We start from the raw sequence: 13,616 nt of genomic DNA, 5'->3' as shown, positions 1-13,616 counted from the left end.
CCCCCGGCCGTGGAAGCCACCGCGGGGGACCCTTCGGAAGCGGCCCGGCTCGGCTCGGCCCGGCTCGGCTCGGCTCGGCTCGGCCCCGCCGGCTCAGCCGGACCGCTCCAGGGCCGCGTCCTCCCCGGGCCGGGCCGCGCCCGCCGGGACGGTCTCCCGCGGGTGCAGGTGGTAGATGTGGAAGGCCCGGCCGATGACCGGCTGCGCGACGTTGCGCACCCGCACGCCGCCGGTGGTCATGCCGTTCTCCGTGCCGGCGTGGGCGTGTCCGTGCACGGCCAGGTCGGCGCCCGCCGTGTCGATCGCCTCGGCCAGCAGGTAGCTGCCGAGGAACGGGTAGATCTCCAGGGGCTCGCCCGCCAGCGTCTCCGGCACGGGGGAGTAGTGGGTCAGCGCGATGCGCGCGTCGCAGCCCTGCTCGCCCAGCTCCTCCAGGGCGGTGCGCAGCGCGTCCGCGGACTGCCGCGAGTAGCGCACGAACTCCTTCATGACCGGCTCGCCGAACTCGCCGGCGCAACGGCCGGCGAAGCCGCCGCCGAACCCCTTGGTGCCGGCGACGCCGACCCGGGCGTCGCCGCAGGCGACGATCGTTCCGCGTCCTTCCAGGACCTGCGCGCCGACGTCCTCGAGGACCGCCGCGACCTCGTCGGGCCGTCCGGCGTGGTGGTCGTGGTTGCCGAGGACGGCCACGACCGGGACCCCCAGATCCTTGATCTCCCGTGCCACCACCCGGGCCTCCTCGACCGTGCCGAGCCGGGTCAGGTCGCCGGCCAGCAGCAGGAGGTCGGCGCGGTCGGGCAGGGTCTCGAAGGCGGGGCGCAGCACTCCCTGGCTCTCGGTGCCCAGGTGGATGTCGCCCACGGCCGCGATCCGGATCATGTGAGTTCCTCCGCGTGGTCGGGGGACGAGGTCTCGGTGACCACGATGTCGCAGTGGACGGGATGTCCGGCCAGCTCGTCCTGCACGGTGCGGCAGATCTCGTCGCGGCAGTGCGCGGAGGGCACCGTGCCGGTCAGCAGCACCGCCTCGCCCCGGACCTCCAGCCGCACGCCCAGTTCGCCGAGGGGGCCGGCCGCGATCCGGTCCCTGAGGTGGGCGGCGCGGTACTCCAGGTTCTGGGCGGCGGGAGCGCCGGAGGGGCGCTTCGCGCCGTGGTTGCTCATGACGGCTCCTTCTGCGGGGGGATGACGTTCAGTCGTTCGAGAAGGAAGAAGAAGGCGGCGGGCATGGGCTCGTCCCCGCAGTCGTGGCGGACGCGCTCCCAGTCCACCTTCTCGCGCAGGGCGCGGGCGATGGGCAGCACCGCGCCGAAGTCGCAGTGGTGTTCGGAGAAGGCCGCGATCAGGCTCCACAGCAGGTCGGTCGGCGCCAGCACGGGCATCCGCACCGAGTCGACCGGCAGTTCCTCGGCCCGGCCCAGCATGGCTGTGGAGACGGGCTGGTGGGCCAGCTCGAAGATGATGTCGATGTCCTGGTCGAAGCACGTGGCCTTGATCAGCCAGTCCTCCGGCGGGGTGTAGACGGGCAGACCGCCTTCGCGCAGCGTGTCGGCCACCGCCCCGGCGTCCTCGGGTCGTACGCAGAAGTCCGCGTCGTGCTGGAGGTTCTCGCTGCCGCCGTGCGCGTACGCGGCGACGCTGCCCGCCAGCGCGAACGCGTGTCCCTTCTTCTTCAGCAGGGCGCCCACCTGCTTGGCCGCCTCCAGGATCGCCTGGTTGCGATCGTGGGGCAGGGCGCCCACCCGCACCGCGGGCCGCGGTTCGTGGGCAGGCGGCTGTCCGCCGCCCGCCGCCAGACGAAGGTCCGGGGAACCCGCGTGCCGGGCGGGAGCCGCGTCGCCTTCGCTCTGTGTCATGACCACTCCGTTCACCGAGCCGAAAGTCCGCCACCTGGCCGGGCCCGGAGCCGGGCCGGGCCCCATGTGCATCCGTCGGGTACCCGGCGCATCCGCCTCGACACGGCGCGGAAGCCCGCGCACCGGGGCGTGGGAACGGCGCTGGAGGCGTCCGGCGCCGGCCCGGCGCCCGGACAGGGCCCCGCGCCGGGCGCCCCGGCCGGCACCGGCCCGCGGCGACGGCGTGCGCCCACCGCGGCAGCTCCGGCGCGCGGGACACGCGGGGAGGGCGCGGCGAGAGCCGGGCAGGGACGACGCGGCGCCGTCCGCACCGCGCCGACGGTCCGCGGGGCGGGGTCAGGAGGCGCGCAGGGTCTTCTTGGCCAGTTCGTAGGCGGGCAGCATCTGTTCGTGCTCCTCGCCGTCCAGCCCGCCGAGGTGCAGGACCACCGGGCCCCTGCCGGTGACGACGGCGAGGGCGCTCTCCTCCTTCGGCCCGTCGAGGAACTCGTTCGTGACGTGGTAGCCGACCTCGACACCGTCGAGGCCGCCGGCCGTGAACGTCCGGTACCGCGCCCCGCTCGCCCCGTCCTCGGCGGCCACGAACTCCTCCAGCACCGTCCGCGCGTCGTCGCTGCCGGGCCCGGCGGTCCACACCCGCAGAAAGCCGATGTTCCCCGCGGGCTTGGCGTCGATCTCGCAGACCACGGTGACGGGGCCCTGGCGCAGCAGGGCGTCCACGAGCTCCTGTGCGCCGGCGTCGGGGCTTGCGGAGTCCCGGTCGGCGGGCGTCTTCCCGGCGGTGCCGGACCGCACGGCCTTCGCCTTCCACTTCGGGGCGACGTCGAAGGTGACGGGCAGGGCGCACGCCGAGCCGGCCGCACCGATGGTTCCGCCGCTCCTCGCCACGGCCCGGGGCGCGCCGGCCGTCGCCGTCGGCGAGGGCGCGCGCGGCGGCGTGCCCGCCTCCGGCCCGGTCGAGCAGCCCGTGAGCACGCTCCCCAGCACCCCGCCCAGCACCAGCGCGTGCGCGGCACCCCGCCGCACGCCTCCCGCCCCCATCAGCACCCTGTCCCCCTCGATCCGGCGGATCACTGTAACCGAGCCCCGAACGCACGCCCTCACTCCGCCTGGGTGCGTGCCTTCCGGCACGGCAGGACCTCGGCGGCCGGGGTACGCGGGGCCGCCCGCCAGGCAGCGGTCGTGCCCACCCGCCCACCGGTGCGGGTTCGCCGCGACAGCGGCACGTGGGCACCCTGGCGCACCTCGTCGCCCGCTCTCCGCTCGGCGGGCGGCGTGTCCGCACCGCCTCCCCGCCCGCCACCGCCCGGCCGGCGCCGCTCACCCCGCCGGCAGCGCGCGGGCCGTCCGGGGCGCCGACGTCCCCCTTCAGCAGTGGCGGCGCTGCTCGATGTGGCCGAACCCACGTTTCGGAAGAGACCTGGGTCATGTCGGTCGGTTCGGGGCGCGGACTAGCGTTCCAGGCATTCCGCTTCCGTCCGCGACAGCTCGATCGGCCCCGCTGTGCTCGAAGACCTCTCCCCGCTCATCGCGGCGACCTCCCAGTGGCTCACCTCGTCGTACCCGTCCTCGGGCGGTGCACTGGCCTCCGTCCTGTGCGAGATGCAGGCGCGGCAGGCGGTGACGGTCGCCGCGTGGCTGCGCTATCCCACGCCCATGGACGCGTCGCTGGTCGCCCTCGCGGGGCCCGGCGGGTCCGCCCGGCTGGACTGGATCACCGGCGCGGACGGCGCCTCGGACGCCGGCCTGGACGTCTGCGCCTGGCGTACCTGGGTGGACGAGGTCGTGGCCAGCTGGGCCGCCTGCCTGCTCACCGATCCCGAACTGGCCGGCCTCGCGACGGCCGCGGTGGCCGACGGCGCCCATGCGACGGGTGACCCCGTGGACTTCCGGCGCCTGGTCGCGCCCGACGCGCACGACCGCGACGCCGCGGCGCTGCTGCGCCACCCCGACCTCCTCGCCCCGGTGGCGTCCCTGCACCGCGCCCAGCTCCTGGACCGGCTGCGACCGGGACCGGCGATCGCGGCCTGAGCGGTCGAGGCGGGCGCCGAGCACGACGACATCCTCGCCGTCCCGCTGTCTCGACGCCCGCCCGTCCTCGACCGCCCCGCGCCCGGTGAGCGCCGTTCGCCGGGGGCGCACCCTCGCCCCGGCACGCCACCCCCGTGTCCCCGGCCGGTCCGGCCGGCCTCACACCACGAGCTCCCCCAGCGCCTCGCGGGCCGCCGCCAGCGCCGCCGCACGGTCTTCCGGGACCAGGCCGATGCGCGTGCGGCGGTCGAGGAGGTCGTCCTCGTCGAGGGCGCCCTCGTGGCGGACGGCCCACAGCAGCTCGGCACGGGTGACCGGATGCCCGTCGAGGACCGGTTCGCGCAGCCGGGGGTCGTCGGCGCCCAGCGCGTGGACGGCCGCGGCCTCGGTGCCGTGGCGCCGGACCAGGCGGCGCGGCGCCCGCAGCGCGGCGAGGGCCGGCGGCGGCGCGGCGCCGACCAGGGGGAGGGCGGCGGTGGGTGAGGGCCCCGCCCCGAGGCGGCGGGCGGCGATCGCCGCGTCGACGGCGTCCTCGGCCATCCGCCGGTAAGTGGTGAGCTTCCCGCCGACGACGGTGACGACCCCCTCCGGCGAGGTGAGCACCGCGTGGCGGCGCGAGATGTCTGCGGTCCGCGGCGCCGCGCCGGAGTACGTCGTGCCGGCGGTGTCGAGGAGCGGACGCAGCCCCGCGAAGGCGCCGGCCACGTCCCGCCGGTGCACGGGCACGTCCAGCGCGGAGTTCAGGACGTCGAGCAGGAAGCCGATGTCGGTCTCCGGCACCTCGGGGACGTCCGGGACGTCGCCCTCCACCGGCTCGTCGGTGAGCCCCACGTAGACCCGGCCGTCGCCCTGCGGCAGGACGAGGACGAAGCGGTTCGTCTCGCCGGGGACCGGGATGTGCAGCCCGGCGGGCAGGTCGCCGAGATGCCCGGACCGCAGGACCAGATGGGTGCCCCGCGAGGGCCGGATGCGGATGCCGTCGACCAGGCCGTCCGCCCACACACCGGTGGCGTTGATCACCGCACGGGCCTTGATCTCGCCCTCCTCGCCGGTGAGTTCGTCCCGTATCCGGGCCCCGGTGCCGGTGACTTCCAGCGCCCGGACCCGGGTCAGGACACGCGCGCCGCGGGCCGCGGCACTCCGGGCGACGGCGACCACCAGGCGGGCGTCGTCCACGAGGCGGCCGTCCCACGACAGCAGCCCGCCGCGCAGTCCGGCGCCGCGCAGCGCGGGCGCGAGGTGACGGGTCTCCACGGCGGACAGCCGCCGGGGCGCCGGCAGGGTGGCGCGGGCCGTGCGAGCCGCCAGGCGCAGCGCGTCCCCGGCCCGGAACCCGGCCCGGGCCAGCACGGCCCGGCCGGGTGCGACCAGGGGCGTCAGGGGCAGGACGAACGGCTGGGCGCGCACCAGGTGGGGGGCGGTGCGCTCCATCAGCACACCGCGTTCCACCGCGCTCTCGCGGGCCACGTCGAACTGGCCCGAGGCCAGGTAGCGCAGCCCGCCGTGGATGAGCTTCGAGCTCCAGCGCGAGGTGCCGAAGGCGAGGTCGTGGGCGTCGACACCGGCGACCGTCAGTCCGCGGGCCGCGGCGTCCAGGGCGGTTCCGGCGCCGGTCGCGCCCAGTCCGACGACCAGGACGTCCACGGGCGGCCCGCCGGCGGTGGCGGCCAGTTCGCGCGCCCGCCGGGCGGCGGTGAGAGAGGACCCCGGGGCCACCGGGCAGGACCCCGGGACCACCGGGTCGGTGCGGGAGGTCATGGCGTCAGGGTCCTCTCCAATGTCGTGCGCAGCTCCGCGAGGAACGCGCCGGTGCTCAGTTCGGGGTCGTCCTCGTCGGTCATCGTCCGCAGCGACAGGGTGTAGGACTGCACCAGCAGCAGCAGCGCGCGGGCCTGCCGCCCGGCATGGTCCGGGCGCACCGAGCCGTCGGCGTGCCCCTCGCGCAACGCGTCGGCGAGCAGTGCGAGGAGGGCGTCCTGGGTGGCCCCGCGCCGGTCCAGCACGTAGGGGAGGAGCAGCTCGGGGTCGACGTCGACGATCTTCTGGAAGAGCGGATGCGCGCGGAAGGCCGCCACCCCCGCCACGAGCCCGTCGACAAGCAGGGCGCGCGTGGCCGTCCCCGGCCGGCGCCCGGGCATCGCCCCCGTGGCGACCGCGATCCACTCCCGCGTCATCAGGTCACCCACCAGGGTGCGCACGTCGGGCCAGCGCCGGTAGAGCGTCATCCGGGACACGCCCGCGCGGCGGGCCACGTCCGTCAGCGTGGTGCGGCGGACGCCGACGGCCAGGACGCAGTCGCGGACGGCGTCGAGCACGGGATCGCTGTCCGAGCTGTTGTGACGAATAGGCGTCATGTGTCACAGTGTAACGCCCCGTGGGCCCGCCCGGCAGGACCGCGCGACCGCAGGACCCGACCTTCGACACGACCGGTGAGGAACAACCCCATGGACATGCTGTGGAGCGGCTGGGGCGACCCGGCCAGGGCCACGCCGCTGCCCGGCACGGTGGTCGGGCTGCTGCGCGATCTGCTCGGGGTCGAGCCTTGCGACACCGCACCGGTCACCCTGGACGGCATCGCCGTCCCCGCCTCGCCGCTCGGCCCGGCCGCACTGCGCGCCCTGGCCGGCGCCGTCAGCGGCGAGGCCCACGTCCGCACCGACGCGGAGGCCCGCATCCGGCACACCCGGGGCAAGTCCACCCCGGACCTGCTGCGCATCCGCGAGGGCGACGTCGACGACGTCCCGGCGGCCGTGGTGCTGCCCGCCGGTCACGACGAGGTGGTCGCCGTGCTGCGGACGTGCGCCGAACACGGCCTGGCCGTCGTGCCGTTCGGCGGCGGCACCTCCGTCGTCGGCGGCCTCGCACCCGAGCGGCGCCGCCCGTTCGTGGCCCTGGACCTGCGGCGCATGGACGCCCTGCTCGCCCTGGACCCCGTCTCCCGGACCGCGACGCTGCAGCCCGGGCTGCGCGCCCCGCGGGCCGAGGAGCTGGTGGCCGGGCACGGCTTCACGCTGGGCCACTTCCCGCAGTCCTACGAGTGGGCCACCATCGGCGGCTTCGCCGCCGCCCGCTCCAGCGGACAGGCCTCCGCCGGCTACGGACGCTTCGACGACATGGTGCTCGGCCTCACCCTCGCCACCCCCGAGGGCACCCTCGACGCCGGCCGGGCCCCGCGCTCGGCGGCCGGACCCGACCTGCGCCAGCTGGTGCTCGGCTCCGAGGGCGCGTTCGGCGTCATCACCTCCGTGACCGTGCGGCTGCGCCCCGTCCCACGCACCCGCATCTACGAGGGCTGGCGCTTTCCCTCCTTCGAGGCGGGGGCCACCGCCCTGCGCCGCCTCGCCCAGGACGGGCCGCGGCCGACCGTGCTGCGCCTGTCCGACGAGACCGAGACGCTGGTCGGCCTCGCCCGGCCCGACGCCATCGGCGCCCCGGACGGGCGGCCGGACGCGGGCTGCCTTGCGATCGCCGGCTACGAGGGCACCGAGGAGGACACCGCGCACCGCCGGGAGCGGGCCGCGGCCGTGCTGCGCGCGTGCGGGGGCACGTACGCGGGGCAGGAGCCGGGCGAACACTGGGCCCACGGCCGGTACGCGGCGCCCTACCTGCGCGACGCCCTCCTGGACGCGGGCGCGTTCGCCGAGACCCTGGAGACTGCGGCCTTCTGGTCCCGCGTCCCCGGGCTGTACGCCGCCGTCCGCGAGGCGCTCACCACCACGCTCACCGAGGCCGGCACCCCGCCCCTGGTGATGTGCCACATCTCGCACGTCTACGAGAACGGCGCCTCCCTGTACTTCACCGTCGTCAGCGCCCGGGGCGACGACCCCGTGGCGCGCTGGGCGTCCGCCAAGCGCGCCGCCGCCGACGCGATCCTCGCCGCGGGCGGCACGATCAGCCACCACCACGGCGTCGGCACCGACCACCGCGACGGGTACGTCCGGGAGGCCGGACCGCTCGGCGTCGAGGCGCTGCGGGCCGTCAAACGGCGGCTCGACCCCGAGGGCCTGCTGAACCCCGGCGTGCTCCTGCCCCTCGACTGACCCTTCGTCACCCCACCGCCGCGACCCGGCCGTTCCCGCCCCCGGAGGCGCACCGATGCGACAGTTCACCGCCATCGTCAACCCCACCGCGGGCGGATCCGCCGGGGCCGCCGCGCTGCTGCGGGTGGCACGGCTGCTGAGGGAGGCGGGGGCCGAGCTGGAGACCGAGTACAGCACCAGCCTCGCCCACGCCCAGGAGCTCGCCCGCAGGGCCGGTGAGCGGCAGCGGGTGGTCCTCGCCGTCGGGGGCGACGGCATGACCGGCGGGATCGGCGGAGCCCTCAGCGGCACGGACACCGTCCTCGGCATCGTCCCGGCCGGCCGCGGCAACGACTTCGCGCGGGCGCTCGGTCTGCCCGCCGACCCGGCCGCGCTGGCCGGGATCCTGCTGCACGGCTCCCCGCGCGCCGTCGACACCGTCGAGGTGGAGTCGGCCGCCCACTCCCGCACCGTCGTGCTCGGCAGCGTGTACGCGGGTGTCGACGCGCTCGCCAACCGGCACGCCAACCACGCGAGAGTGCTGCGCGGCGCCGCCTCCTACTACGCCGGCGGTCTGCGGGCCGTCGCCACCTGGCGCGCGGTGGACTACCGCGTCACCGTCGACGGCGAGGAGCACGCCCACCGCGGCTACACCGTGGTGGCCGCCAACTCGGCGTACTACGGATCGGGCCGCATGATCGCGCCCGGCGCCCGCGTCGACGACGGGCTCCTCGACGTGGTGATGATCCGCGAGGCACCGCGCAGGCTCTTCTTCGCCCTGATGAACGAGCTGAAGTCGGGCGCCCACGCGAGCCGCCCCGAGGTACGGGTCCTGCGCGGCCGGCACGTCCGCGTCGAGGCCGACCGCGAGGTGCCCTGCGGCGCCGACGGCGAGGTCGACGCGGTCCTGCCCGTCACGGCGACGGTACTGCCCGGGTCCCTGCACGTGCTCTGCTGACCCGTGCACGGGGCCGGGCGCGGGCCGGCGACGGGCGCGCGGGCCCCGGCGACGAATCCGCCGCGGACCGCGGACCGCCGGCCGGTGATGCCGACCGCGAGCGCCCGTCCTCGACCGCCGGCCGCGACGTCGACCACCGACCGTGGTCGTCGCCGCGGACCACGAAGCCGGCCGGCCCGGTTCGGGCGCGGCCGCGGACGGCCGGCAGGCCCTGGGGCACGCGCCGGCCGCCGGTGGCCGGGTCCCGCGCCGATGCCGGGGCAGCAGCCGTGGGGTGCTGCGCTGTCGGCCGTCGACCACGACGGTCGGCCGTCGCAGCGGACCGCCGACCAAGGACCGCCGACGCGGGCATGGGGCCGCCGACCGCCGACCGGTGATCGGTGAACTGCGGCCCGGCGGACGGTGGTTCGGTGTTCGGCGGTCGGACGCCGACGCCGGGGGTGCGGGCCTCGGCCCGACGGCCCGCCCGGTGCGCACCGGTTTCGTGCACGTCCACGACCGGTCCGTGCCGCACGAGCAGCGGGCCCCAGGGGGCGGCGTCGGCGTTCTCCGGGGACGGTCGCTCGGGCGGGCGGTGCGGCGTCGAGGCCTTCTCGAACGCCCGCCGGGCGGCACTCGCCACCCGGGGGCCGCCACTCACTCCTCCCGCCGCGTCCGGCCGTCCGCGCGTCGGGGCCTCCGGGGCCCGCGCCGCGCGCAGGGGGCGTCGGCGCGTCAGCCGCGCCAGGCGCAGCCCCAGGCCGACATGCCCTGGAGGCGGGCCAGGCGCTTGGCCACGGCGATCTGCTCCCGGCGTGTGGCCAGGTCCGCGCGGCGGGCGTACCTCCGGCCGCCGGCCGCGACCCAGCTGGACTGGCTGAACTGCAGTCCGCCGTAATAGCCGTTGCCGGTGTTCGCCCTCCAGTTGCCGCTCGACTCGCACGCGGCGATGGCGTCCCAGTTCGGACTGTGGCGGCCGGAGGGCTGGGCGGCGGCCTCCGGTCCCGTGGCGACCGCCGCGGCGGCCGTGACGAAGAGCAGAGCCGTCCGCACTGCGCGACGGCGCATAGGGGTGTCGATGATCTGCTGCTGAATCATGCGCAGACCGTTACATACTATGAACGTAAAGTAACGGAGCGACACGCTCGCGCCGCACGGCGCCCCCGTACGGCCGGTGCGAGGAGTCAGTCGAGCGGGCCCCCGCCCGGCAGGGGGCGCGGGACGAGCGCGGCAGCGTCCGCGGCGGCCCGGGGGGATCGCTCCGTATGGAGCAAGAGACCCGGCGGAGGCGGGTGAAACGCCGCGCCGGTCCTTCCGGGCGCCCGATCCACCGGCGAACATCCCGCCTCATGGACATCCTGCTCGTGGCCAGCGCGTTCAACAGCCTGTCCCAGCGTGTGCACGCCGAACTCTCCGACGACGGACACCGGGTGGACGTCGTGCTCGCCTCGCACGGCGACGACGCGGTCCGGGCCGCCGTGCGCGACACCCGCCCGGAGCTGATCATCGCGCCGATGCTGAAGACGGCGCTCCCCGAGGACGTGTGGCGGGAGCACACCTGCCTCGTCGTCCACCCGGGCCCGCCCGGCGACCGCGGCCCCACCTCCCTCGACTGGGCGATCGCGGAGGACGCGCCCCGCTGGGGCGTGACGGTCCTGCAGGCCGGGGCCGCGATGGACGCGGGCGACATCTGGGCGGCGGCACCCTTCGAGACGGCGCCCACGGGCAAGAGCGACCTGTACCGCAACGAGGTGTCCGACGCCGCGATGGCCGCCGTGTCCCTGGCCGTACGGCGCTACGGCGACGCCACCCACAAGCCGCAGCCGCAGAGCGACCCGGCCGTCCGCGTGGTCTGGCGGGACGCGATGCGCGCCCCGCGGCGGCGGATCGACTGGGAGCGCGACGACACCGGGACGGTGCTGCGCAAGCTGCGCGCCGCCGACTCACAGCCCGGCGTCCTCGACGAACTCCTCGGCCGCGAGGTGTTCCTGCACGGCGGCCACCCGGAGGACCGGCTGCGCGGCGCACCCGGCGAACTGCTCGCCACCCGGGCCGGAGCGGTGTGCCGGGCGACCCGCGACGGCGCCGTGTGGATCCCGGAACTCAGGCCCCGCAGGAACTCCGGCGACCCCGCGCCCTTCAAGCGCCCCGCCGCCTGCGTCCTCGCCTCGTTCCCGGATCTCCCGCCGCTGCCGGAGGCCGCCGTCCCCCTGGAACTGCCGCCCGGCAGGCGCGCCTGGACCGACATCCGCTACCGGCAGCGCGGCCCCGTCGGCTTCGTGACGTTCTCCTTCCCCGGCGGGGCGATGAGCACCGGCCAGTGCCGCAGGCTGCTCGCCGCCTACCGCCACGCCCTCACCCGCACCACCACGGTCCTGGTGCTCGGAGGGGCCCGCGACTTCTTCTCCAACGGCATCCACCTGAACGTCATCGAGGCGGCCCCCGACCCGGCCGAGGAGTCGTGGACCAACCTCAACGCCATGAACGACCTGGTGGAGGCGGTGCTGCGCACCACCGACCGGCTCGTCGTCAGCGCCCTCGGCGGCAACGCCGCGGCCGGCGGCGTGATGCTCGCGCTCGCCGCGGACGAGGTGTGGTGCCGCACGGGCGCCGTCCTCAACCCGCACTACCGGCGGATGGGCCTGTACGGCTCGGAGTTCTGGACGTACAGCCTGCCCCGCCGGGCCGGTCACGAGACCGCCGAGCGGCTGACGGCCGAGGCCCTGCCGGTGAGCGCCGCCACCGCGGCCGCACTCGGCCTGGTGGACCGTCCGGTGCCCGTGCCCGCGCGGGAGTTCGCCGCCGAGACCGAACGCCTGGCGACGGCCCTCGCCGCGTCCCCGGACCTGGCGCGGCGCATCGCCGCGAAGGCGGCGGCCCGCGAGCGGGACGAGGCGGTACGGCCGCTCGCGGACCATCGCCGCGCCGAACTCGACCGCATGCGAGCCGTCTTCTTCGACCCCGCGGCGCCCTACCACGCGCTGCGCTCGGCGTTCGTCCGCAAGATGCCGAGCGGCTCCCCCCGGCCGACGGCCCCGGCCGGCCTCCCGCTGGGCGGGGGCGCCCGGTGACCCCGGGCACGGCACGCCTGCTGGTCGCGGGCGTCGGCAACATCTTCCTCGGCGACGACGCCTTCGGCCCCGAGGTGATCCGCGCCCTCGACGCGCGGCCCCTGCCGCCCGAGGTGCGCGTGCGGGACTTCGGCATCCGCGGCCTGGACCTCGCCTACACCCTGCTGGACGGGTACGACACCGCCGTCCTCGTCGACGCGGCGCCCCGCGGTCACCGGCCCGGCACCCTGTCCCTGGTCGAGCCCCACCTCCCCGGGGAGGGGTCCGCCGGGGCGCCGCCGGAGGCCCACGGCATGGACCCGGCCACGGTGCTGGCGCTGGCCGCCCGCCTGGGCGACGGCCCCCTGCCCCGGGTCCTCGTGCTCGCCTGCGAACCCGGGCTGCTGCCGCGGGGCGACGAGGACATCCTCCCCGGCCTCAGCGCACCGGTCCGGCAGGCCGTCGACGGGGCCGTCGGCGCCCTGCACACGATGGTCCCCGCCCTGCTCGCCGATCCCGCCGCCACCCCGTCGTTGGGCCGCCCGGAGGAATCCGCGCCGCCGCACCCGGCCCGCCTGCCGCCGTCGGCCGCCGGCCCCGCTGAACATCGTTAGCGGAGCGGTGGCCGGGCCGCCGCCCGCCCGAGCCGATGCCGTAAGCCGATCCCGTGAGCCGACCCCGAGGAGCAGCGCCATGTGCCGGTCCGTCGACGTCAAGCAGGCCGTCCTGGCGAAGAACGACGGCCTGGCCGCCGCGCTGCGCACCGACCTGGCGCGGCAGGGCGTGACCGTCGTCAACCTCCTCTCCAGCCCCGGCAGCGGCAAGACCGAGCTGCTCGGACGGGTGCTGGCCCGCGCGGTCGGGCGCGGCCTCCCGGTGGCCGCCCTGACCGCGGACCTGGCGACCGAGAACGACGCCCGCCGGCTGGCCCGCTCGGGCGCGCCGGTGCAGCAGGTGCTGACCGACGGGCTGTGCCATCTGGAGGCCCGGCAGGTGCGCGCCCGGCTGGAGGGCTGGCTGCCGGCGGACACGGCGCTGCTGTTCGTGGAGAACGTCGGCAACCTCGTCTGCCCGGCCTCCTACGACCTCGGCGAGACGCTGCGGATCGTGCTGATGGCGGTGACCGAGGGCGAGGACAAGCCGCTGAAGTACCCCACCGCCTTCGGCTCCGCGCACCTGGTGGTGGTCACCAAGACCGACCTGGCCGAGGCCGCCGGGTTCGACGAGGCCGCCTTCCGGGAGCACGTGCGGCGGGTCAACCCCGGGGTGGAGATCGTACGGACCTGCGCGCGCACCGGCGACGGCGTCGATGCGCTGCTGGAGCACGCGCTCGCCGCCCGCGACGGAGTCCCGCGGCACCGCCCGCCGCTCGCCCCGCGCCCGCACAGCCACGACGACGAGCACGAGCACGGCGGCGCGCACGCCCACGCCCACGGCGCCGGGCCCGCCCCCGACCACGGCGGGGAACCCGCGCACGCCCGCACCGCCGCGCACGGCTACGCGGACGACCCCGGCCATGGCGGCGGGCTGGAGCACGACTACAGCTACGGTGGCGGGCCGGAGCGAGAGCACGGTGGCGCGCACCCCCATGCCCACGCCCACGGCGCCGGGCCCGCCCCCGACCACGGAGGGGAACCCGCGCACGCCCGCACCGCCGCGCACGGCTACGCGGACGACCCCGGCCATGGCGGCGGGCTGGAGCACGACTACAGCTACGGTGGCGG

At 76.7% G+C, this 13,616-nt stretch carries 12 protein-coding genes and 1 pseudogene; 6 read left to right on the top strand and 7 right to left on the bottom strand.

Going from position 1 to position 13,616, the window contains the following annotated elements; translation table 11 throughout:
- Positions 1 to 93: 93 nt before the first annotated feature.
- From ABZ920_RS02290 to ABZ920_RS02275, 4 genes are all read right to left on the bottom strand, one after another.
- Entirely contained in the window at positions 94 to 879 is a 786-nt protein-coding gene (locus ABZ920_RS02290) for a metallophosphoesterase (RefSeq protein ID WP_361497843.1), read from the bottom strand.
- A complete protein-coding gene (locus ABZ920_RS02285; protein ID WP_361497840.1) occupies positions 876 to 1,163 on the bottom strand; it encodes a hypothetical protein in 288 nt (95 codons plus the stop codon). Before ABZ920_RS02285 ends, ABZ920_RS02290 begins: the two co-directional genes overlap by 4 nt.
- The gene (locus tag ABZ920_RS02280) at positions 1,160 to 1,855 is read right to left on the bottom strand and encodes a hypothetical protein (RefSeq protein ID WP_361497837.1); all 696 of its coding nucleotides are present in this window, start codon (positions 1,853 to 1,855) and stop codon (positions 1,160 to 1,162) included. The genes ABZ920_RS02285 and ABZ920_RS02280 overlap by 4 nt, the downstream gene beginning before the upstream one ends.
- A gap of 336 nt (positions 1,856 to 2,191) precedes the next feature.
- Positions 2,192 to 2,896 (bottom strand): lipoprotein, encoded by a 705-nt coding sequence (locus tag ABZ920_RS02275; protein ID WP_361497834.1) that lies wholly within the window; start codon positions 2,894 to 2,896, stop codon positions 2,192 to 2,194.
- A 462-nt stretch (positions 2,897 to 3,358) separates the two neighbouring features.
- On the opposite strand from ABZ920_RS02275, the gene ABZ920_RS02270 reads away from it, so the two are divergent.
- Positions 3,359 to 3,886: a hypothetical protein gene (locus tag ABZ920_RS02270; protein ID WP_361497831.1), complete on the top strand. Its 528-nt coding sequence runs from the start codon at positions 3,359 to 3,361 to the stop codon at positions 3,884 to 3,886.
- A 159-nt stretch (positions 3,887 to 4,045) separates the two neighbouring features.
- Here ABZ920_RS02270 and ABZ920_RS02265 read toward each other — a convergent pair whose 3' ends face one another.
- Together ABZ920_RS02265 and ABZ920_RS02260 are read right to left on the bottom strand one after the other, a co-directional pair.
- On the bottom strand, positions 4,046 to 5,644 hold the full coding sequence (locus ABZ920_RS02265; protein WP_361497828.1) for a glycerol-3-phosphate dehydrogenase/oxidase: 1,599 nt from the start codon (positions 5,642 to 5,644) through the stop codon (positions 4,046 to 4,048).
- A complete protein-coding gene (locus ABZ920_RS02260; protein WP_361497825.1) occupies positions 5,641 to 6,240 on the bottom strand; it encodes a TetR/AcrR family transcriptional regulator in 600 nt (199 codons plus the stop codon). The genes ABZ920_RS02265 and ABZ920_RS02260 overlap by 4 nt, the downstream gene beginning before the upstream one ends.
- Positions 6,241 to 6,330: 90 nt before the next feature.
- Between ABZ920_RS02260 and ABZ920_RS02255 the strand changes: the two genes are divergently transcribed.
- A complete protein-coding gene (locus tag ABZ920_RS02255) occupies positions 6,331 to 7,926 on the top strand; it encodes an FAD-binding oxidoreductase (RefSeq protein WP_361497822.1) in 1,596 nt (531 codons plus the stop codon).
- Between the two features lie 55 nt (positions 7,927 to 7,981).
- Entirely contained in the window at positions 7,982 to 8,863 is an 882-nt protein-coding gene (locus ABZ920_RS02250; RefSeq protein ID WP_361497819.1) for a YegS/Rv2252/BmrU family lipid kinase, read from the top strand.
- A gap of 714 nt (positions 8,864 to 9,577) precedes the next feature.
- On the opposite strand, the gene ABZ920_RS02245 is transcribed toward ABZ920_RS02250, so the two are convergent.
- Positions 9,578 to 9,940, bottom strand: a complete 363-nt coding sequence (locus ABZ920_RS02245) for a transglycosylase family protein (protein WP_361497816.1) — start codon at positions 9,938 to 9,940, stop codon at positions 9,578 to 9,580.
- Positions 9,941 to 10,191: 251 nt separating this feature from the next.
- On the opposite strand from ABZ920_RS02245, the gene ABZ920_RS02240 reads away from it, so the two are divergent.
- The 3 genes and pseudogenes from ABZ920_RS02240 to hypB form a co-directional block, all read left to right on the top strand.
- A complete protein-coding gene (locus ABZ920_RS02240) occupies positions 10,192 to 11,913 on the top strand; it encodes a hydrogenase maturation protein (protein ID WP_361497814.1) in 1,722 nt (573 codons plus the stop codon).
- The gene (locus ABZ920_RS02235; RefSeq protein WP_361497811.1) at positions 11,910 to 12,506 is read left to right on the top strand and encodes a hydrogenase maturation protease; all 597 of its coding nucleotides are present in this window, start codon (positions 11,910 to 11,912) and stop codon (positions 12,504 to 12,506) included. The genes ABZ920_RS02240 and ABZ920_RS02235 overlap by 4 nt, the downstream gene beginning before the upstream one ends.
- Positions 12,507 to 12,585: 79 nt before the next feature.
- Positions 12,586 to 13,284 (top strand): annotated as a pseudogene (gene hypB, locus ABZ920_RS02230) (hydrogenase nickel incorporation protein HypB); the annotation flags it as partial.
- Positions 13,285 to 13,616 lie beyond the last annotated feature (332 nt).

Origin of the sequence: Streptomyces sp. NPDC046831 (assembly GCF_040645305.1) — a bacterium.
Classification (GTDB): Bacteria; Actinomycetota; Actinomycetes; order Streptomycetales; family Streptomycetaceae; genus Streptomyces.
The sequence above is the reverse complement of the archived record's forward strand: the minus strand, read 5'-3'. Positions and strand labels throughout refer to the sequence as shown.

Excerpts from the sequence above, each read along its gene's own strand:
- ABZ920_RS02265 (WP_361497828.1), bottom strand. The coding sequence starts at position 5,644 with ATGACCTCCCGCACCGACCCGGTGGTCCCGGGGTCCTGCCCGGTGGCC.
- ABZ920_RS02275 (WP_361497834.1), bottom strand. The coding sequence starts at position 2,896 with ATGGGGGCGGGAGGCGTGCGGCGGGGTGCCGCGCACGCGCTGGTGCTG.
- ABZ920_RS02245 (WP_361497816.1), bottom strand. The coding sequence starts at position 9,940 with ATGATTCAGCAGCAGATCATCGACACCCCTATGCGCCGTCGCGCAGTG.
- ABZ920_RS02280 (WP_361497837.1), bottom strand. The coding sequence starts at position 1,855 with ATGACACAGAGCGAAGGCGACGCGGCTCCCGCCCGGCACGCGGGTTCC.
- ABZ920_RS02285 (WP_361497840.1), bottom strand. The coding sequence starts at position 1,163 with ATGAGCAACCACGGCGCGAAGCGCCCCTCCGGCGCTCCCGCCGCCCAG.
- ABZ920_RS02255 (WP_361497822.1), top strand. The coding sequence starts at position 6,331 with ATGGACATGCTGTGGAGCGGCTGGGGCGACCCGGCCAGGGCCACGCCG.
- ABZ920_RS02240 (WP_361497814.1), top strand. The coding sequence starts at position 10,192 with ATGGACATCCTGCTCGTGGCCAGCGCGTTCAACAGCCTGTCCCAGCGT.
- ABZ920_RS02250 (WP_361497819.1), top strand. The coding sequence starts at position 7,982 with ATGCGACAGTTCACCGCCATCGTCAACCCCACCGCGGGCGGATCCGCC.
- ABZ920_RS02290 (WP_361497843.1), bottom strand. The coding sequence starts at position 879 with ATGATCCGGATCGCGGCCGTGGGCGACATCCACCTGGGCACCGAGAGC.
- ABZ920_RS02260 (WP_361497825.1), bottom strand. The coding sequence starts at position 6,240 with ATGACGCCTATTCGTCACAACAGCTCGGACAGCGATCCCGTGCTCGAC.